The sequence below is a fragment of the Erysipelothrix sp. HDW6A genome (genome assembly GCF_011400295.1).
GTDB lineage: Bacteria > Bacillota_I > Bacilli_A > Erysipelotrichales > Erysipelotrichaceae > Erysipelothrix.
Genome location: NZ_CP049859.1, coordinates 1,201,470 through 1,224,119 on the forward strand (window position 1 = coordinate 1,201,470; position 22,650 = coordinate 1,224,119).

The 22,650-nt window shown below is 35.3% G+C and carries 23 protein-coding genes; 17 read left to right on the forward strand and 6 right to left on the reverse strand.

Annotated features, from left to right (window positions below; genetic code table 11):
* Positions 1 to 15: 15 nt before the first annotated feature.
* The 3 genes from G7059_RS06170 to plsY all read right to left on the reverse strand — a co-directional run bounded on the left by G7059_RS06170 (position 16) and on the right by plsY (position 3,097).
* Positions 16 to 1,692, reverse strand: coding sequence for a hypothetical protein (locus G7059_RS06170; protein WP_166081211.1), 1,677 nt, complete (start codon positions 1,690 to 1,692; stop codon positions 16 to 18).
* The gene (locus tag G7059_RS06175; protein ID WP_166081212.1) at positions 1,689 to 2,405 is read right to left on the reverse strand and encodes an ABC transporter ATP-binding protein; all 717 of its coding nucleotides are present in this window, start codon (positions 2,403 to 2,405) and stop codon (positions 1,689 to 1,691) included. Before G7059_RS06175 ends, G7059_RS06170 begins: the two co-directional genes overlap by 4 nt.
* An 89-nt stretch (positions 2,406 to 2,494) precedes the next feature.
* Positions 2,495 to 3,097, reverse strand: a complete 603-nt coding sequence (gene plsY / locus G7059_RS06180; RefSeq protein WP_166081213.1) for a glycerol-3-phosphate 1-O-acyltransferase PlsY — start codon at positions 3,095 to 3,097, stop codon at positions 2,495 to 2,497.
* 129 nt (positions 3,098 to 3,226) lie between these two features.
* On the opposite strand from plsY, the gene G7059_RS06185 reads away from it, so the two are divergent.
* From G7059_RS06185 to G7059_RS06230, 11 genes are all read left to right on the forward strand, one after another.
* Positions 3,227 to 4,045 (forward strand): endonuclease/exonuclease/phosphatase family protein, encoded by an 819-nt coding sequence (locus G7059_RS06185; RefSeq protein WP_166081214.1) that lies wholly within the window; start codon positions 3,227 to 3,229, stop codon positions 4,043 to 4,045.
* Complete coding sequence (locus G7059_RS06190; RefSeq protein WP_166081215.1) at positions 4,042 to 4,740, forward strand: hypothetical protein; 699 nt, start codon at positions 4,042 to 4,044, stop codon at positions 4,738 to 4,740. The genes G7059_RS06185 and G7059_RS06190 overlap by 4 nt, the downstream gene beginning before the upstream one ends.
* Before the next feature lie 96 nt (positions 4,741 to 4,836).
* Positions 4,837 to 6,747 carry a DNA topoisomerase IV subunit B gene (gene parE / locus G7059_RS06195; RefSeq protein ID WP_166081216.1) on the forward strand — a complete coding sequence of 637 codons (1,911 nt, stop codon included), beginning with the start codon at positions 4,837 to 4,839 and terminating at the stop codon, positions 6,745 to 6,747.
* Positions 6,737 to 8,989 (forward strand): DNA topoisomerase IV subunit A, encoded by a 2,253-nt coding sequence (gene parC, locus G7059_RS06200; RefSeq protein WP_240920449.1) that lies wholly within the window; start codon positions 6,737 to 6,739, stop codon positions 8,987 to 8,989. The genes parE and parC overlap by 11 nt, the downstream gene beginning before the upstream one ends.
* Entirely contained in the window at positions 8,983 to 9,204 is a 222-nt protein-coding gene (locus G7059_RS10530; protein ID WP_240920450.1) for a hypothetical protein, read from the forward strand. The genes parC and G7059_RS10530 overlap by 7 nt, the downstream gene beginning before the upstream one ends.
* Before the next feature lie 97 nt (positions 9,205 to 9,301).
* The gene (locus G7059_RS06205; protein WP_166081217.1) at positions 9,302 to 10,324 is read left to right on the forward strand and encodes a GTPase; all 1,023 of its coding nucleotides are present in this window, start codon (positions 9,302 to 9,304) and stop codon (positions 10,322 to 10,324) included.
* A complete protein-coding gene (locus tag G7059_RS06210; RefSeq protein WP_166081218.1) occupies positions 10,324 to 10,608 on the forward strand; it encodes a YhbY family RNA-binding protein in 285 nt (94 codons plus the stop codon). The genes G7059_RS06205 and G7059_RS06210 overlap by 1 nt, the downstream gene beginning before the upstream one ends.
* Positions 10,605 to 11,624, forward strand: coding sequence for a nicotinate (nicotinamide) nucleotide adenylyltransferase (nadD, locus tag G7059_RS06215; RefSeq protein ID WP_166081219.1), 1,020 nt, complete (start codon positions 10,605 to 10,607; stop codon positions 11,622 to 11,624). Before G7059_RS06210 ends, nadD begins: the two co-directional genes overlap by 4 nt.
* Entirely contained in the window at positions 11,621 to 11,944 is a 324-nt protein-coding gene (gene rsfS / locus G7059_RS06220) for a ribosome silencing factor (RefSeq protein ID WP_166081220.1), read from the forward strand. Before nadD ends, rsfS begins: the two co-directional genes overlap by 4 nt.
* Positions 11,941 to 12,606, forward strand: coding sequence for a trans-aconitate 2-methyltransferase (locus tag G7059_RS06225; RefSeq protein ID WP_166081221.1), 666 nt, complete (start codon positions 11,941 to 11,943; stop codon positions 12,604 to 12,606). Before rsfS ends, G7059_RS06225 begins: the two co-directional genes overlap by 4 nt.
* Before the next feature lie 2 nt (positions 12,607 to 12,608).
* Positions 12,609 to 13,286: a 5'-methylthioadenosine/adenosylhomocysteine nucleosidase gene (locus G7059_RS06230; RefSeq protein ID WP_166081222.1), complete on the forward strand. Its 678-nt coding sequence runs from the start codon at positions 12,609 to 12,611 to the stop codon at positions 13,284 to 13,286.
* Positions 13,287 to 13,350: 64 nt separating this feature from the next.
* On the opposite strand, the gene G7059_RS06235 is transcribed toward G7059_RS06230, so the two are convergent.
* The 3 genes from G7059_RS06235 to G7059_RS06245 all read right to left on the reverse strand — a co-directional run bounded on the left by G7059_RS06235 (position 13,351) and on the right by G7059_RS06245 (position 15,333).
* Positions 13,351 to 14,253 (reverse strand): LPXTG cell wall anchor domain-containing protein, encoded by a 903-nt coding sequence (locus G7059_RS06235; RefSeq protein WP_166081224.1) that lies wholly within the window; start codon positions 14,251 to 14,253, stop codon positions 13,351 to 13,353.
* A 193-nt stretch (positions 14,254 to 14,446) separates the two neighbouring features.
* The gene (locus G7059_RS06240) at positions 14,447 to 14,710 is read right to left on the reverse strand and encodes a hypothetical protein (protein WP_166081225.1); all 264 of its coding nucleotides are present in this window, start codon (positions 14,708 to 14,710) and stop codon (positions 14,447 to 14,449) included.
* Between the two features lie 101 nt (positions 14,711 to 14,811).
* Entirely contained in the window at positions 14,812 to 15,333 is a 522-nt protein-coding gene (locus G7059_RS06245; protein WP_166081226.1) for a hypothetical protein, read from the reverse strand.
* A gap of 122 nt (positions 15,334 to 15,455) precedes the next feature.
* Between G7059_RS06245 and G7059_RS06250 the strand changes: the two genes are divergently transcribed.
* From G7059_RS06250 to G7059_RS06275, 6 genes are all read left to right on the forward strand, one after another.
* Positions 15,456 to 18,386: a chromosome segregation protein SMC gene (locus G7059_RS06250; RefSeq protein ID WP_166081227.1), complete on the forward strand. Its 2,931-nt coding sequence runs from the start codon at positions 15,456 to 15,458 to the stop codon at positions 18,384 to 18,386.
* Positions 18,386 to 19,330 (forward strand): signal recognition particle-docking protein FtsY, encoded by a 945-nt coding sequence (ftsY, locus tag G7059_RS06255; RefSeq protein WP_166081228.1) that lies wholly within the window; start codon positions 18,386 to 18,388, stop codon positions 19,328 to 19,330. Before G7059_RS06250 ends, ftsY begins: the two co-directional genes overlap by 1 nt.
* Positions 19,330 to 19,629, forward strand: coding sequence for a YlxM family DNA-binding protein (gene ylxM / locus G7059_RS06260; RefSeq protein WP_166081229.1), 300 nt, complete (start codon positions 19,330 to 19,332; stop codon positions 19,627 to 19,629). Before ftsY ends, ylxM begins: the two co-directional genes overlap by 1 nt.
* Positions 19,626 to 20,828, forward strand: a complete 1,203-nt coding sequence (locus G7059_RS06265) for an acetate/propionate family kinase (protein WP_166081230.1) — start codon at positions 19,626 to 19,628, stop codon at positions 20,826 to 20,828. Before ylxM ends, G7059_RS06265 begins: the two co-directional genes overlap by 4 nt.
* Complete coding sequence (locus G7059_RS06270; protein WP_166081231.1) at positions 20,815 to 21,753, forward strand: bifunctional oligoribonuclease/PAP phosphatase NrnA; 939 nt, start codon at positions 20,815 to 20,817, stop codon at positions 21,751 to 21,753. The genes G7059_RS06265 and G7059_RS06270 overlap by 14 nt, the downstream gene beginning before the upstream one ends.
* Before the next feature lie 76 nt (positions 21,754 to 21,829).
* Entirely contained in the window at positions 21,830 to 22,648 is an 819-nt protein-coding gene (locus G7059_RS06275; RefSeq protein ID WP_166081233.1) for a ZIP family metal transporter, read from the forward strand.
* The last annotated feature ends 2 nt before the right edge of the window (positions 22,649 to 22,650 follow it).

The following is a 22,650-nucleotide window of genomic DNA, read 5'->3' on the forward strand; positions in this document are numbered from 1 at the left end:
ATTTGAAATGTAGTTTTAAATTGCTTCAATTTTATGAGATAGATGATCTTTTGATAATCGAATTGCTACTAAATATGAGCCGATACCTAGTGCAATAATTACAATCATTAATAGTGGAGCTGCAATCATTAATCCTAGTCTCATTACAAGAGCTACTGAAATACCAATAATTGCAAACATAACAAACATTGGTACGACAGACATAAAGTTATTCTTAACCGCTTGCTGTTCGCTAACCCAGTCAAGTTTCGGAGCAAATACATCACTTACTATAGACATTGATGATTCTGCTAATGTAGCAATCCAGATGAATAGTATTGCTATGAGAATATATAGAATATTGAATCGTAGTGTAATTCCTAGTACTGCAATAATGATTGTAGGAATTGTCGCGAGTACAATCGTTGCTAAAGCTATTTTTGCTTGAATTAATGTCTTCATCTCAAATGGCATTGTCTTATAACTTAGCATCGTACGTCCTTCACGAGATATTGCAGTGGAAGTTACAGTGCTCAATGTTGCAAATCCAATACCAATAAAGAATCCGATCGAAGCGGAGCCGACAAGCATCTCTTTGGTTGTAAAATAGCCGAGTAATTCTTTTACCTCAGGTATGATGAGAGATAAGGAGCTAAATCCTCCTGTGAAGAACATTGGTGCAATAAAGAATACTGGTAATATTAGAGCAGAGAAGAAGTAATTCATCATAAATAATGGGGTTCTAAGGATATTTCGCAAGTCATATTCTATTAGAGCCGATAGTTGGGATTTCTTTGTGCTTCGGCTGTAAGTCTCTGAATGTGACATCTTACGTTTAGAAGCACCAGTCTCTCCAATACCAATAACGCCTTTAAAATATATAAACTGTGTAATAAATACTGTAAATGCAACTGAAGCAATGGATAGTGCTGCTCCAAGTGTTAAGCTTACAAAATCATAATTAACGATTCCACGTGCTAATAAGTTTCCAGTAGGGAAGACAAGGTTTACTGTGCTAATAATACTGTTATTTCCATTTTGTAAATTTTTTAAGAAATCTAACACATTTGATGTATCCACTGACTCAAATGAGCTTGAGAGGATACCTATTGAAAGTCCAAATGCAATGGCAAAGAACATGGATATGTATGTGAAGAGATCTTTGTTTCTGAAAAAGGGAATAAACGTAAAAATAACAATAATCAATAACATCGCAAACACAGCAGGGAATAAAGGTAAAAAGATATTCGCAAGAATGTAGTATAGAATGAATAGAACAGATGCATTCGTAATGATGAAATAACAAACTCCAAATGGTATTGTAATCATCAGTACAGCTGCATACACCGATACAAGGCTAGTAAGTATCTTAGCTATAAGTATTTCAGATGGCTTTATAGGCATTACAAGGTAATGTTCGATATCTTTTGCAAAGTAAAATACTGTTGGTGTTACAAAAATGGTGGTAAAAACTATATATAATGACAAACCTGAGAATAAAATTTGTAAGGCAAAGCCTTCTTGTCCGAATTGATATAATAGATCAATCAAAAAGTATGAGAAGAAACCAACGATTGCTGCTAGGTATAAGAATAGAAAGCCAAAGAGCACATAGTAACCAGTCTTTTTCTTTCCTTTCTTTACGTTAACATTGATGAGTTCATCTACTGATGATTTCATCATAACTTTAGTTAAACTAATAATTCGTTTCATTGTGTTATCTCCAAGAAAATTTCTTCTAGTGATAACTCATTGTACTGACTCTTCAGATTATCAAGCGTACCTTCATAAATTGATTTTCCATGATTAATAATGATGATTCGATCACATAACTTCTCAGCGACTTCAAGGACGTGAGTAGAAAAGAAAACACTCTTACCAGCATCAGCACGTTCTCTCATTAGTTTTTTGAGGATAAATGCAGATTGTGGGTCAAGACCTGTTAAAGGTTCATCTAGGATTAAAAGATAAGGGTCGTGGATGAGAACTCCCATAACCATTATTTTTTGTCGCATACCATGTGAATAAGAATTAATTTTATCATTTAATGCTGTATCCATTTTTAGAAGCTCTGACAAATCACGGATACGTGCTTGTCGTGTTTGTGTATCTATTCCGTAGATATCTGCTACAAAGTTCAAATATTCAATTCCTTTGAGCTTTAAGAAAGCATTTGGGTCATCAGAAACATAGCCAAATTGTCTCTTTGCTTCAAGAGCGTCCGTTTGGATATTAAATCCATTTAATTCGACTGTTCCTTCTGTTGGTGCAAGAATTCCTGTGAGCATTTTAATGGTTGTTGTTTTACCAGCTCCGTTAGGACCTATAAATCCAACAATTTCCCCAGAACCAATTTCAATGCTTAAATCGTCAACTGCTTTAAAAGTGCCGTTATAAATTTTAGAAACCTTATCAATTGTAATCATAATCCTCTCCTTAATTAATATGTCATTATTATAGCATTGTTGTATTACTCATACAATACAAAGCTCATGTCTAAGACATGAGCTATTTTTTACATCCAGGTAATTTTTCTTTCTGTTTTATTAAGAATTCTCTCGATATTCTTTCTGTGTCTTACGACAACGATTGCTGCGATGATTGCTGTTGCTATTGTAACTTTCATATCTGACTGTGTAAACAACATGATTACAGCTGCAGAAGGTATTGCAATGATGGAAGCTAATGATACCATCTTTGTAAAATAAAGTAACACTAGAAAGATTGCAACGGGTAAGACTAGGTGTAGCAACGGTTGTTTGGTAACAAGCAGTGATGTTCCTAAAAGATAACCTACTGCAGTTGCAACTGCCTTTCCACCTTTAAATTTCGCGAAGATTGGAAAACAGTGACCAATTGTCGCAAAGAAACCGGCATAGATGACTGTACTTGGATCAAATAAGCTTGCAATTAACATTGCTATGGTACCTTTAAGAGCATCCATTGCAATAACAATAACACCTGCTTTAGAACCTAGAGTACGACCTGCGTTTGTTCCACCTAAGTTACCTGAGCCATGCTCGCGAATATCAACTTTGTAAAATACTTTTCCGATAATTAATGCTGAAGGTATTGAACCGAATAAATAACCCAATACACTTGCGATAAATATATTCATAATTTTCTCCTCAATTCATGAATATTATACAATAGCGTAAGGTTTACTGCAAAAGAAATAAGTCTGAGTGACTACTTTATTATATTAATGGATGAAGAATTGTAATAGAATAGTATATGTGAGGCTATTATGAAAACAAATCGAAAATTCATTATTATCTATATACTTCTATCACTAACTATATTTTTTGGTTTTTCGTTATGGAGATTCAGAGGGTTTGATTATATAAGAACTTTCGATATTAATGAAAAACTAGCTAATACTGATCAATTAAGAATTGGAAGTTATAATGTGAAGACACTAAATTTTGGAAAATCCCTTGATGCTTTTGTAGAAGATGTAAAACATCTTAATTTAGATATTCTCGCAGTACAAGAAGTAGATCAGGAATCAGGTAGATCACAAAAAATGGAAATGTTGAAGAATATGGCTGAGTCCGCAAATTTTCCATATTTTCAATTCTATGAAAGCATGTGGTTAGGAGAGGGTTCATACGGTCTTGGGATACTTAGTAAGTATCCAATTAAAGAAATTGAGTCTCTTGAGCTACCAAATACAGTTTTTGCTGAGCCAAGGGTTTTGTCAAAAGCAACAGTAGAAATAAATGAACAAGACTTTCAAATATATAATACACATATGTCATACTTAAATCGTGATGTAAGAGAGCAACAAACTAAATTTATTCAAGAGCACCTTAATAATTCAAAGAACACAATATTGATGGGTGATATGAATAATTTTAGTATTAATGATCTTTTCGGTATTAAAGGTATGTACTCTTGGAATAATACGGAAGTACAATACTCTACCTTTAGAACATCAATGTTTAATGACAATGTCTATGTATCAAGCAACCTATCTACCGAACATATTGAAGTGCAAAAAACATCATTCTCTGATCATCACATGCTTTGGGGAATAGTGTCTCTAAAGGAGGCGAGTGAATGATGACCTTTTTAAACTTACTTAAAAAATACAGAGTAATTCTATCTTTACTTGCTGTACAAGGATTTGCATTGGTTATTGCACTTACTCGACAGCCAGTAGTTCGTTTGAGTGATTTCCTAATGATATTTCTTTATTTACAAAGTTTGATTATCTCTATAGTGTTCACTTTTAAAACAAAAATTAAGTATAACAACTCTCTTTGGAGAGTCTTCATGAAAAGTAATTATTTAGTGATACTTTGGGCTTTCAATTGCATTGTATCAGTACTAATCATCCGATATGTTACCTTGGAACCAAGCCTTCGAGGTGTATTCGATACATATAGTCGTTTCGGTATCTTGCAAGTGATCCAAGTGTTGTTTTTATATTTTGTCTTGTTTTTGTTATTTACAAAAAATATGATTGATGGTTTGAGACTATTGAATTCAAAGGAGCATTCAAAAAAGCAATTCATCATAAAATTGAGCTATATTATTTCGATACTATTAATAGGAATTATGATCTTTGATTCTTTACGTTTTATCGATCTAAGTACTGGTATTTTCTTTAAAAATGATTTTATGTCTTCTTCAATACCAAGACTTTTAAAACGTTTAACATTATTGTTTGGCATTTTCATAGGATTTATGATAAATTTATCTAGCACAGTAAATACTGCTTTACAAAAGAGTAAAGAATTAAGTAAGAGTAAATAATCAAAGGTACAGGATGAGTGCATTTAGGAATCATTGATTATTTCGACTTAGTAGCAAAAAAATGCTATAATAACGCATGAAAAGGAGTTGAAACCCTTGAGTAAGAAAGAGTATTCTGCATCAAGTATTCAGATTTTAGAGGGCTTGGAGGCTGTCCGTAAGCGTCCAGGTATGTATATAGGTTCTACGGATCAACGTGGTCTTCATCATTTAGTCTGGGAAATTATGGACAATGCGATTGATGAAGCGTTGAATGGTTATGGTAATACCATACACGTTGTAATTGAAGATGATTTAACATTATCCGTTCGCGATGAAGGACGTGGAATGCCTACTGCAATGCACGAAAGTGGTGTAAGTGCGCTCCAGGTCATTTTTACTGTGCTTCATGCTGGAGGAAAGTTCTCAGCTGAAGGTGGATATAAGACAAGTGGAGGGCTTCATGGTGTTGGGGCATCTGTCGTTAATGCACTGAGTGAGTTTGTTGATGTTAAAGTATATCAAAAAAACCAGACCTACCACATGCATTTTTCAAATGGTGGGTCACAAATCAGTCCACTTAATACAATTAATGAAAAAGGAACAACAGGTAGTTTTGTTCGTTTTAAAGCAGATCAAACAATCTTTAAAAACAGTAAGTTTAATTTTGATACAATCAGTGAACGTGCACAAGAAAGTGCATTCTTACTTCAAGGTATTAAATTTATCATTACCGATGCACGTATAGATGTAACACGTGAGTTTGTTTATGAAGAAGGTCTTAATGCCTTTATGAACTATATTCATGAAGATACTCAAGTATTAAGTAAAGTCATTCTTCTTGAAGGAAAAGAAGATGATATTGAAGTAAACATCGCTCTACAATATAACGAAGGCTATAACGAAGATACATATTCATACGTAAACTTAGTACGTACTCATGATGGTGGAACTCACGTTGTAGGATTTAGAAGTGGTTTCACGAAAGTAATTAACGAGTATGCAAGAAAACATAATATATTAAAAGAAAAAGATAAGAATTTTGAAGGTGCAGATATCAGAGAAGGATTATCCGTAATTATTTCTGTGAATATTCCTGAAAATCTCTTACAATTTGAAGGACAAACTAAAGGTAAACTTGGAACTCCTCAAGCACGAAGTGTTGTTGAAACTGTAATTGTAGAACAATTACCATATTATTTAGACTCTCATCACGAAGAAGCACAAGAAATTATTATGAAGATCCAAAAAGCTGCAAGTGTTCGTCAAGCGGCTCGTAAAGCACGGGATCAAGCTAGAAATGGTAAGAAAACTAAAATTGAACGTCTCTTATCAGGTAAACTCGCGAATGCTCAAACTCGTAATAAGAATAAAAACGAATTGTTCTTAGTTGAGGGTGATTCTGCTGGAGGTAGTGCTAAACAAGGAAGAGATAGTAAATTCCAAGCGATTCTACCATTACGTGGTAAGGTTCTAAACACTCAGAAAACAAAGTTTGAAGACATTATTAAGAATGAAGAGCTCAATACAATTATTCACTGTGTTGGAGCAGGTGTTGGAAAAGATTTTAATATTGAAGATAGTAATTATAAAAAAGTAATAATCATGACCGATGCTGATACTGATGGTGCTCATATTCAGGTGCTATTACTCACATTCTTCTTTAGACATATGCGTCCGTTAATTGAAGCAGGATATGTTTACATTGCACAACCACCACTTTATCTCGTGAAGTCTGGAAAGAACCAACATTATTGTTATAGCGATGAAGAGCTCGATGAGTATCGTCAAAAGTATGGAAAAGTTGAAATACAACGATACAAAGGATTAGGGGAAATGAATGCTGATCAACTTTGGGAAACCACAATGGATCCAAGCTCACGTTCGCTTATCCAAGTACGTATTGATGATTATCTTGCTGCTGATAAACGTGTCTCCGTGTTGATGGGGGACAAAGTAGATCCGCGTCGAGAATGGATTGAAACCAACGTTGCCTTTACCTTAGAGGAGGAAGACCATGTCTCATGATGAAATAATCCAAATTCCCCTCGAGGATATTGTAGGGGAACGTTTTGGACGTTATTCGAAATATATTATTCAAGAAAGAGCATTGCCTGATGTACGAGATGGATTAAAACCTGTACAACGTCGTATTCTTTATGCCATGCATCATGATAAAAACTATTATGACAAGGCATACCGTAAGTCTGCGAAGACTGTTGGTTTAGTTATTGGTAACTATCACCCTCATGGTGACTCGTCAGTGTATGATGCCATGGTACGTATGTCACAGCCATGGAAATACAATGTTCCGCTCATTGATATGCAAGGAAACAACGGTAGTATTGATGATGACCCAGCTGCAGCAATGCGTTATACTGAAGCTCGACTTGCTAAGATTTCTCATTCGCTACTCGAGAATATCGATGAAGATGTGGTTCCATTTGTATTAAACTTTGATGATACTGAGTATGAACCATCGGTGCTTCCAGCACGTTATCCTAACTTGCTGATTAATGGGGCTACAGGGATTGCAGCAGGATATGCTACAAATATTCCACCATTTAACCTCACAGAGGTAATGGATGCAGCAATCTATCGCCTTATTAATCCTACAAGTGATGTTGAAGATATCATGACTTATATTCAAGGTCCTGATTTCCCAACAGGAGCAATCGTTCAAGGTAAGGATGGAATTAAAGACATTCTGACTAAAGGACGAGGTCGTGTAGTTGTCAAAGCAAAGGCTGAAATTGTTGAATCTAAAACAATGAAGCAAATTGTTGTAACTGAATTACCATACGAAGTCATAAAAACAAACTTAGTACGTAAAATAGATGAATTAAGATTTACGAAAGCTGGCGAAGGCTTTGGGGATGTTATGGACGTCCGTGATGAATCTGACCGTAATGGATTACGTATTGTTATTGATTGTAAACGTGATGCAGATGCACAAAGTATCTTAAATCTACTTTATAAGCAAACAGAACTCCAAGTTTACTACAATGCCAATATGGTAGCGATTGTAAATCAAAGACCAAAGGTTTGCGGTGTCTTAGAAATACTTGATGCATATCTAGAATTCAGGCAAGAAGTTGTTTTAAATCGAAGTAAACACCGTTTCGCGCAAAAAGAAAAACGCATTCATATTCTTGAAGGATTAATGCGTGCTACTTCAATTTTAGATGAAATTATTGAAGTTATCCGTGGTTCATCAAACCGTGCTTCATCACGCGATAATATCATGGAAGCTTTTGGTTTTACGCATGAACAAGCTAGCGCAATCGTTGATTTACAACTCTATCGATTATCTTCAACTGATATTGTTGCCTTAAGAGATGAATTCGCGAAGTTAGCTAATGAAATGGATTACTTAGAAGCTGTTATCAATAATATTGATATGCTCAACAATCTAGTGATTCAAGAATTCAAAGCATTGAAAGATGAAATGCAGACTCCAAGACGTTCCGTTATTGAAGCTGAAATATCTGATTTAGAAGTAGATGAGTTAAGCTTAATACCTAATGAACAAGTTATGGTTACCGTAACTAAGAAAGGGTATTTAAAACGTGTTTCACTTCGTTCATATGGCTCGAGTCAGAAAGAAGTGATTGCTTCAATAGATGATGATAAGCCTGTATTTGTATCGGAAGTAAATACAGTTGAAAACTTAATCTTTACGACTTCAAAAGGTCGATATGGAATTATTCGAGTGTATGATATTGAAGAAGCACGTTGGCGTGATGTTGGTTCCCACTTAAATCAATATATGAAGATGGATCCAGATGAACGAATCATAAGTGCATTTACTGCTCCTGATTTCACTTCGAGTATTAATATCGTAACCACAACTTCTAAAGGTATGATTAAGAAAACAGTCTTCTCTGATTTAGAGGTGAAACGAACGAATAGACTTTACGATATTATGAAACTTGGTAAGGGAGATACACTAATTGGAACTCACATTGCCTACGACACAGATGATCTAATCATGGTAACCTTGAATGGCTATGCTATACGATTAGATTTAAGTGAAGTTAATCCAATAGGGGTTAAAGGTAAAGGTATCATTGGTATGAAAACTAAGAACGATGACCGAGTAGTGGCAAGTGCGCCTGTACATGATGAGTCGGAAATAGTCTTTGTATCCAATAGAGGACACTTCAAGCGATTTAAGCAGGAAGATGTTCCGATGAATAATCGAGCAACCCAAGGATTGTCAATAGCGAAGACTGTTAAGAGCAATCCCATACAATACAAGATATGGTAATTGCCAATCTTCAAGATGATATCTACATATATCATGATACACTTGCAATTGTGATGGTAAAAAACATACCTCTAATGGCTGCAGATGCAACATTCTCAAATGTAATAAATGATGCTGATTTTGACATTATTCATAAAGCACGTGTTGTTCCATATGTAGAAAGTACACAAGAACCTCAAATTCATAGTGATGAACCTTTGAAGTTTGATATATAAAAATGTATAATTGATACGTGATGTTCACTATCAAATACCAAAAAGTTTGGTGGTTATCACCAAACTTTTAATTTGAAAGAGATGAAGAGGATAATATATGAGTATTAAACAATGTTTAGGATGTGGAAGTCCACTCCAAACTACAGATCCAGAGGCAAGAGGATATGCTAAATCAATGGATAATGATTACTGTCAGTCTTGCTTTAGATTGAAACATTATCGAGATTTTAAGCGTGTTAAAGCACGTGTTGATGATGGATCAACATTAGAATTTATTGAAGCATTTAATGGCACAATTTTCTGGGTTTTGGATATCATGCATTTGAACCAAAGTTTACACCCAGGATTACTGCGATCGTTACGAAACAAACGTGTTGTTTTATTAGTAAATAAACGAGACTTGTTACCTCAGTCTGTATCTGATAACAAATTAGAACAATCCATAATGAGAGCATTAAAGGATGAAGCCGTTCAACTTGATGAGATAATCTTCGTGTCAGCATTAAAACGAAGCACATTGGAACCGCTCTTAGGATACATTGAAGAAAGTGAATGTGCATTCGTAGGTTGTGTGAATGCGGGTAAATCCTCTTTACTTAATCAATTGTTGGGTAGAGAAGACCTTTCTGTTTCACCAGTAGCTTCAACAACGGCTGATGTAATTCAAATTGAAACAGGTTTAAACTCAATCTTTGATACACCTGGATTAAGTGTTGAGACCTCTCTTGCAGATAAGTTAAGTGATGAAGCTCTTGTGCTTCTTTCACCTAAGAAGACTATTAAACCTACAGTTTTTCAACTTTATGAAAAACAAACACTCATTTTTGGGAATCTAGGTGCTATTACAATAACTCCTACAAGCACTCTTAATGTGATTTCTTATTTACCAATCACCGTTAAAAGAGTTAAACCAGAACGACGTGATGCAAATCTTGCATTAAAGAGTGACATTGAAATTACTAACCCAGTTTATAAACAAAGAAAATGGACGAAAATGGCTGATAAAATTGATATTGAAATATTCGATTTAGGATTTATTTCAATTCAAGGAGAGACTCAAAGTATTGAAACATATTTTGATGAATCTGCAGAAATTATTATTAGAAAGGCATTGATATAATGTTAACCAAAGATCAATTAAAAACATTGAGACGATATTCTCATGAAGAACAAGCTATTGTTTCAGTAGGGAAAGCGGGGATTACCCCAACATTACTTGAGAGTTTTGAAGCTTCGTTATTGGCTCATAACCTTGTGAAAGTAAGTATACAAAAAAATGCACCGATCACTAAAGAAGAACTTATTGAAGAAATTGAAGAAAGATTTGGAGCAGATACGGTAAGCAAAGTAGGGCGTGTCGTTGTATTCTATCGTTATCATCCAAAAGGACGTATTAAAGTTTGAAACATGTAATTCTATTTGGTGGAAGTTTTGATCCAATTCATAACGGACACCTTGCAGTTGCAAAAAATGCCTTGAAAGGAAGACATGCTGACGAACTTTGGTTCATCCCAACAAAAATGAATCCATTCAAAGAAGACAGTGTCTCTTTTGAACATCGATATACGATGATTGAAGCTGCAATAAATGGCTTTGATTCGTTTAAAGTTATTGAAGCTGAAAAATATTTACCATCGCCCTCATATACTATTGACACTGTTAAGCTATTAATTAAGGAAAATCCTGATACTCATTTCGATTGGTTAATTGGTTCTGACCAAATTGATCGTTTAGGAGATTGGAAAGATGCTAAAGAGCTTCAAGAGCTTATCCAATTTGTGGTCTATTACCGAGAAGGTCATAATTCAAAACACAATTTCCCTACAGTTGAAGGGACGAGCTTCAATGTAAGTTCGACAGAAATACGTTTAGGGACTAGTACGAATGCACCAAGAACAGTATTAAATTATATGACGCAACACACTTTATACACTCAAAAAATGCTTAAGGAAGTGCTGAGCGATTATCGATATAAACATGTAATGGCTGTACATGATCTTGCTTTAGAGATTGCTGAACACCACAATATGGATATAAATGAAGTTAAAGTAGCAACACTTTATCATGATATCTGTAAGGAAAATGATAAGGATACGCTTGATTCGTTAATGAAACACGTTTATCCTGAATACCACTTCTTGAACCCAAGTTTCTATCATGCGTTTGCAGCAAAGGATTTACTAACAAGAAAGTACTATTATCACAATAAAAATGTCTTACGAGCAATTGTAAATCATGTAAGTGGAAATGCTAGCAATCCTATTGCAATGCTTCTGTATATTGCTGATAAATGTGAAAGAACACGACCTTGGGATAGTGAAGATATTATCCGTCTTGCGAAGAAAGATCTTCGACTAGGATTTAAAGCAGTAAAAGAAAGAACACAAAACCATCTGAAAGAAAAAGGAGTAATTGAATGAACTTATTAGAACTTATTGTAACGACCTTAGACGCTAAAAAAGCTAACAACATTGTAACTGTTGATTTTAAGAATGAGAATCCACTATTTGACTATTTCGTGATTGCTGATGCACCAAGCTTGAGACAAATTAATGCCTTAACTGATGATGTAATCGAAGCTATTGAGAAGGCAGGCTTCCCTCTTAAACCAGTAGTCAGAGAAAATGATTCAACATGGATATTAATTGATGCGATTGATGTCGTTGTACATATCTTCCTAAGTGAAGAGCGCGATCACTATAGCCTTGAAAAACTATATCAGGAATATATTGAACGATGAAATCATATTATGATGAACTGTTTTATAACGAAGAAGGAATGAAACAGTACTATGAGTTTGTAAAGAAGCATGCCAAAGGTCAAACACTTATTGAAATGGCATGTGGAACAGGGGATTTACTCAATCTCTTAGAGCCTGATTTTGACCTAACTGGTGTTGATATTGATGTGGAAATGTTAGAACAGATTCCTGTTAAGTATCCAAATTTGAAGGCAGAACTAATTGAAGGAGATTTTCTTAACTTTAATAACTCAAAAAGATATGATACTGCTGTTTGTATTGGAGACAGCACAAACTATATATTAACCAAGGAAGATTTAGAACGATTCGTAAAGACAATGACTTCATTATCAGATTGTGTCATTGTAGATTGTCATCATCCTAGTAGACTAAAAGAGTTTGCTGATGACTATTTTGAGGAAGGTTCTCTGGACTCTTTTGATTATGCTTATCAAATTGAAGTTAATGAGGAGCACCTTGTGCATGTTATCAATTTTCTAGATGGAACTTTTGATGCAATTTATCAATGGGTATTTGATCCTCAATTACTTATTGATTTGTTCAAAAAGTATGGATATTGGTTAGAAGTATACACAGACCATAAACTTAAAGGAATACAAAAAGAGGGCGAGAAAGTAGTCATTGTCGCTCATAAGGGGTAATTATGATATTAATAATTGGAGCAATGCCTGAAGAAGTATCAGAACTAAGCTTACTCATGGAGAATGTAGAACAACACCAAATTGAAGATATTCAAGTTTGGGAAGGGCTACTCTCAGACAAGCCTGTAGTACTAGCTCTAAGTGGTGTTGGTAAGGTAAATGCTGCCTTTACAAGTTCTGTATTAATTGCTCATTACAAACCTGAATATGTATTAAATATCGGAAGTGCTGGTGGCTTGCAAGATGGACAAAAAGTAGGGGATGTAGTAATTTCAACTACCTTACAATATCATGACTTGGATATTGGTCCAAATACACATACAGATCCAAGATTCATTTTTGATACCAACATACAGCTTCGTGAACATGCGAAAAACGCAGTAGAAATACTTGGTTTACCGTATCATTTAGGTTTAATAGTTACTGGAGATCAGTTCATTACAAAGGTACAGCCTCAATTCAAACATATTCAAAATACATTTCCAGATGCGATTTGTGTAGAGATGGAAGCAGCTGCTATAGGAGCAGTGTGTAAACGTTTTGAGATACCATTTGTTGTTCTAAGAAGTCTTAGTGATATTACTCACGAAGATGACAACAACCTTACTTTTGAAGAATACTTACATGTCGCAAGTAAGAATTCTGCAAAGATATGTAAAGAATTTGTATCTCACATTTAAAATAAACAAAAAGAAAACCGTGATCCTACTAATGGATCACGGTTTTTAGTTTATTGAATAGATATTATTGCTTGATTGCATTCTTTTTCTTCTTTAAATAGCCATTTGTAATTACGAGACCCATTCCAAGACCAATTGTTACAAAACCTAGTAGATTGTTACTTTCTCCTGTTGCTGGTAAAGTTTCTTTATTTGAACTTCCCGTTTCAGTTGGTTTTGTAGGAGAAGTTGGCTTATTTGGTTTAGCTTGTTCGCTAGGTTTATTAGGTTTTTCAGTATCTGGTTTTGGAGTTGTTGGTTTATCTTGACTATCCTTTGCAACAACTATAGCTTCTATACCTTGTAGAGCTAGAGCTTTTTGATCGTTAATTGCTTTTATGTCTTTTGCTGATTGGATATCCTTAATAGCATTATTCACTTGCGTATCAACATCATTTAAAGCTTTTTCTAGAGTGTTTGTATTGCTTGCAGCATCGCGAATTTCTTGTATAGCTAACTTTTTATTTGCTTCTAAGTCATTATTGTTACTTTCTGATTTAGGATTAGCAATACCATTAATTGCTTTTACTTCATCATTTCTAGCTGATTCAATCGCTTCTTTACTTGTAGCACCTGAAACTGCCTTTTTCGCTGCATTAAGAGCTTCTTCAACTTGTTTCTTTGATGCTTCCAAATCTTTCGTATCTACATTTTCAAGTTTATCCATTTCAGCAGTTTTTGCTTTTGCTGTGGTGTTGAGTTCTTGATTGGCTGAAGTTCTTAGACTCGTCAAATCTTCTGTTTCTTCTTTAAGATTCGGATCGTATGCAATCATTAATACTGAATAATATTCAGCTGAAGAACGGAAATTCTTGCTATCCACACGAACAGATGCAAAGCCTACTATATTCGCAAGAGGGTTAACGTTGGTTAAATAATGTCCATAATCTTGTTCGCCTGTGATTTTTTTCTGAGTCCCAATCTTCAATAGGGTCCGAGAATTTACCAACTGACCATGCTAAATTTTCTGGTCCTGCAACATATGTACCTAATACATAATTTGGATTGTTAAACATATTTGTTTGTGTTTTCTTATATGTAGGGTCGGGTGCACCTTTGAAAGTGTTATCATGGCTTATTTTTCCCTCTGCTGCGAGTTCCAATGCTCGAGTAAGTGCCCATTAATTCATTTTTGCTGTTGTTTTAAGTGGTGGCAACTTTTGACCATTATCTTTTATATTATTGCTGTTTGTAATTGGTTTTCTTTCTGTTGCACGAATGGAATTCAATTCATTAATAAAGTGAGTGCGACTTTCTTCTGTCATGATTCCTTTATCGTCAAAACTTGGTGTATACTCTGCAGCACTAGCACTAAAGCTTTGTCCAAACATTAATGTTAAACCAAGTACAAGTGCTATGATTCGTTTATAATATGATTTTTTCATACCATACCTCCTATAATTTCATTATACATGGGAAGCTTGATTTCAAAATTGCCATCCAAGAAAAGAATTTCGATTATTGGGAATATAATAAAAAAAGGTCCTTACTCTACGTAAGGCCCTTTCCATAGTTGATTATTGAAGAACCAAGCTTTTAGATTTTTAACTGTCATAGGTTTCTTATTACCGTGGGTAATTGAACCAGTGTTAGTCAAAGTATTCTTCGATGAGTCGAAGCTTGCTTTAATGAAAGCAGGGTATGTATCGACACCAAAGACGTTTTTTAAGCGGGTTACCGTAATATTACTCGATGCTGCTAAATCTATTGCGATAATATCTGGCGTTGGACGCTCAGCTTGTTCAACAGACAATGGAGTTAATATTGAGTCAATAATATAGGTTGAATCTGTACCACAGTCTGTTAGAAAGAATACATGTTCACCTGGGTTGTTTTTTGAAAATTCTGGTAATTCATCAAGTGTAATAGTTTGTTTGATGACCGTGTCTGCAGTATATACAGTACGTGTCATAGCTTTTGTTTCATTGCTAAACTGCTTATAAAGAATCACGAATGAAGCAACAAATACCGCAACCAAGGTCACGATAATTAATATTCGTTTGCGCATAATGCCTCCTTTTATCGCAATTACACAATACCACTATTCATTTAAAAATGCAAATTAGCACAGTTTGTCTGTATTTTTATGGTGACTTAAGCTATAATGATTTAGGTAGAATGGGGGTAAATATGTTCCTCAAGAAAATTGAAATGCAAGGATTTAAATCTTTTGCAGATAAAGTCATCATTCATTTTGATGATCCAGTGACAGGGGTAGTAGGACCTAATGGTTGTGGAAAGAGTAACATTAGTGATGCGATACGTTGGGTACTAGGAGAACAATCTGTTAAGTCAATGCGTGGGTCAAGTATGACGGATGTGATTTTTAACGGATCTGAGAACCGAAGAAAAGTTAATCTAGCCGAAGTCACACTTGTATTCGATAATGAAGAAAGAGCATTAAATAGTGACTACGAAGAAGTAGAAGTTACACGTCGTCTGTATCGTGATACACGTGAGTCAGAATATTTAATCAATAAGACACCATGTCGTCTTCGAGATATTCATGATTTAGTTATGGATACAGGTCTTGGTAGAGATTCTTTATCGATTATTTCGCAAGGTACCATTTCACACTTTGCTGAAGCAAAACCAATTGATCGTCGATTGATTTTTGAAGAAGCAGCAGGTGTTTCTAAATATAAAAAACGTAAAATTGAATCGATTAATAAACTCGAGAGAACTCGAGAAAATATGGAACGAATGCAAGATATCGTTGATGAGATTGAACGTCAAGTAAATTCTCTCAAGCGTGCTGCTAAAAAGGCTTTGTTATATAAGGATAAGAAGTCAATGCTCGAGGCTGTAGAAGTCTCGGTTTTAGTACGTGATATTAAAGACCTAACTGAAGCTAATGAAGAAACACAAAGTCAACTCTTTAAAATGGATGCTGAAATTGCTTCTTTAGAAACAAGCGAAGGTGTTTACGATAATGAACTCGAATCAATGAAGAAAGAGCTCAATGATATGGATCATGCTGTATCCAAAGCTCAAGAAACAATGATGTCTTTTATTCGCGAAATTGGTGTTTTAGAATCTCGTAAGATTGAAATTGAAGAGCGTCGTAAATATACACTCGAAGTTGGAGACAAAAAAGCGAAGCAACAAGAAATGCTAGCGCTTCTTAATGATGCTCGACTTGAATATGAGGATCGTAAATCACGCCATGAATCACTCAATGCAGAAGTTGAATTACTTGTTGAAGAGAGTTACGAAAGAAATCGTAAGATGGCAGATCAAGCACAATCAATTGCTAATTTGAGAGGTAAGATTCAACAGTTATCAAGTCGTTTGGATATAGTTAGTTCAAGACTAGAAAGACCGTACGAATCCAACCATGGTGTACAAGCAATCATGGATAATAAACAATCATTATTTGGTGTACACGATACAGTAAGTAACGTTTTTGAAGTTTCTGAAGGTTATGAGACAGCAATTACTACCGCACTCGCTGGAGCTTTAATGCATTTAGTAGTTGATGATGATAAAGCTGCAGTTAATGCGATTAACTTCTTAAAGAACAACCGTGCCGGTCGCGCTACATTCATTCCTTTAACAGTTTCCAAGCCGCGATACGTTAATCAAGATGCTTTACTCGTTGCAAATCATGCTAAAGGTTACTTAGGTGTAGCAAGTGAATTTGCAAGTAATGGTGAAGTCTATAATGATTTACGTGATAGTCTTCTTGGTAATGTAATGGTTGTAGATACCATTGAGAATGCCAACGTTTTAGCGAAGAGAGTTCAACACAACTATAAGATTGTTACCTTAGATGGTGATGTTATTCACCGTGGTGGGATCATGAGTGGGGGACGTAATCGTCAAAACAATACTTCCTCACTAACACTTAAACGTGATAAAGAACAGTTAGAAAACGAATTGCGAATTGCAAAAGATTCATTAATCTTAGAAGAAAACCAAAATCATAGTTTATCTACAGAACATAAAGATGCTGGTGATATTCTTATGCAACGTCGTATTGCCTTAGCGCAACTCGAACCTTTATTAGAAGTGAAACGTTCGAAATATGAACGTCTTAAACAAGAATATGAGGACTTGAATCCTGATCAAGAGATTGAAGACGCAGAGAAGACAGAAGACGATGTTGTCGTTCAATTAAACAGTCTTTATATGCAACGTGATGAGTTAACGACAAATATTGCGTTAATGAGAGAACGTCGCCAAGGACTTAACCAAGAAATTCAACGAAAAGAAATTCTTATTCGTCAGTATCGTCAAGACCTCAATAAATTGACGCAAAAAAGACATGAGTGTGCTCTTGAAGTAACCAAGAACAATACACGTTTAGAATCAAGTCTAGAACGACTTTCTTCAGAATATCGTATGACGTATGACTATGCATTAGAAAATGTTTATGATGAGTCTGCTGAGATGAGTCGTGAAGAGGTAATGAAACTTCGTAATGAAATCAATGCTTTAGGTAATGTTAACCTTGAAGCTCCAGAAGAGTACGAAGAAACTAATGAACGTTTCCAATTTTATGGCAAGCAACTTGCTGATTTGAAAGAATCACGTGATAAATTGCTAAGTATTATTGAAGAAATGGATGATATCATGGTAACGCAATTCAAAGATATGTTTGATCGAATTAACCATGAATTACCAGAGGTGTTCAGTGCATTATTTGGTGGTGGTCGTGCTCGACTCGTATTGGAAGATGAAAATGACTTACTTAATACGGGTATTGATATTGATGTACAGCCTCCGGGGAAATCGGTGCAAAATATTCGTTTATTCTCTGGTGGTGAAAAATCGCTCATCGCTATATCGGTTCTGTTTGCAATATTAAAAGCACGACATGTTCCACTTTGTATATTTGATGAAGTAGAAGCTGCTCTTGACACCGCAAACGTTGAACGATTCGCTAACTATATCCGTAACTTCAGTAATGATACACAGTTTATTGTTATTACACACCGTCCAGGTACTATGGCGCAAGCAGACGTACTCTATGGTGTAACAATGCCTACAAAGGGTGTTTCATCCATGTTGAAAGTTAGACTTGAAGATGCTGTTGAAATGAAAGAGAGGGATGCATAATGGGCTTATTTGATCGATGGAAAAAGAAAAAAGAACCTGAAGACAAAGTTCTGTATGAAACAGGTCTTAATGCAACCAAAGCTTCATTTGGTTCAAAACTTAAAGAAATGTTTACTGGAAAACCGACGTTTGACGATGTTTGGTTTGACCATCTTTTAGCAACTTTATTACAATCAGATGTTTCTTTAAAGAGTGGTCAGAAGATTATGAAGTCGTTTAGAAAAAAAGTTATGAATTCAATGAGTGAAGAAGAAGCTTTAGAAACACTTGTTGAAGTAATGTTAAATCAATATGGTGAAAACATAGAACCGTTCGAAACTGTCGATGGCCGATTGAATGTCATCTTAGTTGTTGGGGTTAACGGATCTGGAAAGACAACAAGTTGTGCAAAAATTGCGCACCGTTACAAAATCGAAGGTAAAAAAGTTCTACTTGTTGGAGGAGATACTTTTAGAGCTGCGGGTAGTAATCAACTTAAAGTTTGGGCTGATACGATTGGTGTAGACTTTATTGGTGGTGAAGAAGGTAGAGATGCTGCTTCTGTTTACGTTGATGCGGCTCGATATGCAAAGGAACATGATTTTGATATCATGATCTGTGACAGTGCAGGAAGATTGCAAAACAAAACCAATCTCATGAACGAACTAGAGAAAATGAAACGTGTCCTCATTAAACAAGTAGGTCATGTAGATCATACCTATCTTGTAATCGATGGTAATACTGGTCAAAATGGCTTATCACAAGCGAAAGTGTTCACCGAAGTAACGCCTGTTGATTCATTAATTGTTACAAAACTTGATGGTTCGCCAAAAGGTGGGGTTCTCTTAAGTATTAAAGATGAACTTGGAATTAAAGTGAGTTATGTGGGTTTAGGTGAAAAAATGGAAGACATGCGACCATTTGATATCGAAACATATCTACAAAATCTTGTGGGTATTGATTAATGAACATTGAAAAGACAATAATCAATAATCGTTTATTTGATTTGTATGATACATTATTAACTGAAAAGCAAAAAGAAGTTTTCCAATACTATTATCATGACGATTTATCCTACCAAGAAATCGCTGATATATTAGGGATTAGTCGAGCAGCTGTATTCGATAATCTTAGTCGAACACTGAGCTTGCTTGAAGATTATGAATTAAAATTAGGGTGTATGGCACTGATTGATGACCTTACATATCTTGAAAATAAAGAAGTCGATCGCATTCTGAATGATTATACAAGGAGGAAATTATGAGTAAAGTATTATCAATAAATGCAGGAAGTAGTTCATTAAAGTTTCAGTTATTAGAAATGCCTGAAGCAGAAGTTTTAGTAAATGGTATTGTAGAGCGTATTGGATTGGATGATTCAATTATTACTTTCAAATACGATGGAAAGAAAGATACAAATGTTCTTGATATTCCAGACCACAAAGTAGCTGCAGATCTTGTTTTAGAAGGTTTAGTTTCAAAAGGAATTGTAACTGATCTTTCAACAATTATTGCCGCTGGTCACCGTGTTGTTCATGGTGGTGAATATTTCACAGGTTCTGTTGTTTGTGATGATTACTCAATTTCAAAAGTAGAAGAGTTAATCGATTTAGCTCCACTACATAACCATGCTAACTTAACAGGTTATTATGCATTCAAAGAAGCATTACCAGATGCGACACATATCTTTACATTTGATACAGCGTTCCACCAAACAATGCCAGAAGAAGTATTTATGTATGCTTTACCATACGATTACTATACTGATCTTGCAGTACGTCGTTATGGTGCTCATGGTGTTTCTCATGATTATGTATCAAAACGTACAGCAGAACTTATGGGACGTGATGAAAAAGGATTTAATGTTATTACATTGCACTTAGGTAATGGTGCTTCAGCAAGTGCTGTTAAAGATGGTAAATGTGTTAACACATCTATGGGCTTTACTCCTCTAGCAGGTTTAATCATGGGTACTCGTACTGGTGATTTAGATCCAGCAATCGTTACATATCTAATGCGTAAATTAAATATTACAGCTGAAGAAGTTCTTGATATCTTCAATAAGAAATCAGGAATGGCAGGGGTTAGTGGAATTTCAAGTGACGCTCGTGATATTGAAAATGCTATTGAAAGTGGCAATGAACGTGCTATATTAACTCGTAAAATGTATGCTCAACGTGTCTTAGAATACGTGGGTGCTTATGCTCTTCAATTAGGACATGTAGATGCAATTGTATTTACAGCAGGACTTGGAGAAAATGATGGTGGAACACGTGAAGCAGTTCTTGATGTTATTGCTGAAGGTATGGGAATTGTTTACGATAAAGAACTTAATGCAAACTCAAGAGGTGACGAAGTATTGTTAAGTACTCCAGAATCTAAAGTTGCAGTTTGGGTTGTTCCGACAAATGAAGAATTGATGATTGCACGAGATGCATTCCGTATTCACAATGAACAAAACTAAAGAACTTCAAAACTATATTGAGTCATTTGATACTATTGCTGTATTTCGCCATGTAAACCCAGATGGCGATGCACTAGGATCACAATTAGGGCTTGTTAAGTGGATTCGTCATAACTATCCTGAGAAAACTGTTTATGCTCTTGGAAGTGATGATCACAATTATGAAATTTATGATGCGATGGATCAAGTTGATGAACTTGAGAACTTCTTGGCTATTGTTGTAGATACTGCAAATAGACCAAGAGTTGACGATGATCGTTATCAATATGGCGATAAAATCATCAAAATTGATCATCACCTTATTGTTGACGAGTATGGCGACTTACAGATCGTAGATATTGACCGAGGAAGTGCTTGTGAAATCGTAACAGATCTTTTGCGTGAGATGGATAAATCATTTACACCAGAGATTAGTAAAATGCTACTTAGTGGAATTTTGACAGATACCTTACGTTTTTCAATTGAGAAAACCTCAGGTAAAACTCTTGATTCTGCTGCATACTTAGTAAGCCAAGGTGCAAACATTAGTATGATCCAACAAGAGCTCTTTACACAACCTCGTTTTATCTTTGAATTAAAAGCGAAATTAATGTCACATGTTAAAGTTAAAAATAACTTGGCATACTTATTCTTAGATGCAGAGGAGTTAAATTCCTTAGGAGTATCTTGGAAGGATGTTAAAGCTCAAGTTAATATGATGTCCAATGTGGATGAGTTCCATATTTGGGTTGTAATAACAGAGAATACTGATGAGAATTTCGAAGTGTCTATTCGTTCACGCAGAAATACAATTAACGACATTGCGGAGAGCTATGGAGGAGGCGGACATCGTCTTGCTTCAGGAGTTTCCGGACTTACACGCGACCAAGCTTTATCGGTAATTGAAGATTTAGCAAAGAGAAGCTTAGAAGACTATACTGCATAGTCTTCTTTTTCTATATTTTGTCGATAATTATGACATTCACATGATATAATAATACAAACGGAGGGGTGGTCGTTGAATGGAATGGTTTATAAGCCTTAGCCCAGTTGTTCAAGCCCTGTTAGCTACATTATTTACATGGGCTGTTACTGCTTTAGGCTCAGCTACTGTATTTTTCTTTAAAACGATTAACAAGAAGGTTTTAAATCTAATGTTAGGATTTGCTTCTGGAGTTATGATTGCAGCAAGTTTTTGGTCACTGTTAGCACCTGCTATTGAGATGACTGAGAATTTAAATCAGAACCCATTAGTTGTTGTAACGCTTGGTTTTCTGAGTGGAGGAGCTTTTCTCTATTTAGCAGATAAAGTGTTGCCTCACTTACACTTAGGTTTAAAGACTTCACAAGCAGAAGGTATTAAAACTGGATGGCAACGTTCGGTTCTTCTGGTATTGGCAATTACCTTACACAATATCCCAGAAGGTCTAGCGGTTGGTGTTGCTTTTGGTGCGGCAGCTTTAGGTCTTCCAAGTGCGACTCTAGCAGGAGCAATTGCTTTAGGTATTGGTATTGGACTTCAAAACTTTCCAGAAGGGGCTGCTGTATCAATTCCATTACGAAGAGAAGGGATGAGCCGTAGGAAAGCATTTCTTTATGGTCAAGCTTCTGGTATCGTTGAACCCTTTGCAGGTGTATTAGGAGCACTAGCGGTTGTTAGGATGCAAACTATTCTTCCTTTTGCGCTTGCGTTTGCTGCAGGTGCAATGATATTTGTAGTTGTGGAAGAACTGATTCCTGAAGCCCATGCTGGTGGAGGAAGTTCTGGTACAGATATAGCTACAGTGGGATGTCTTATTGGTTTTGCAATCATGATGTTATTAGATGTTGGATTAGGATAGGA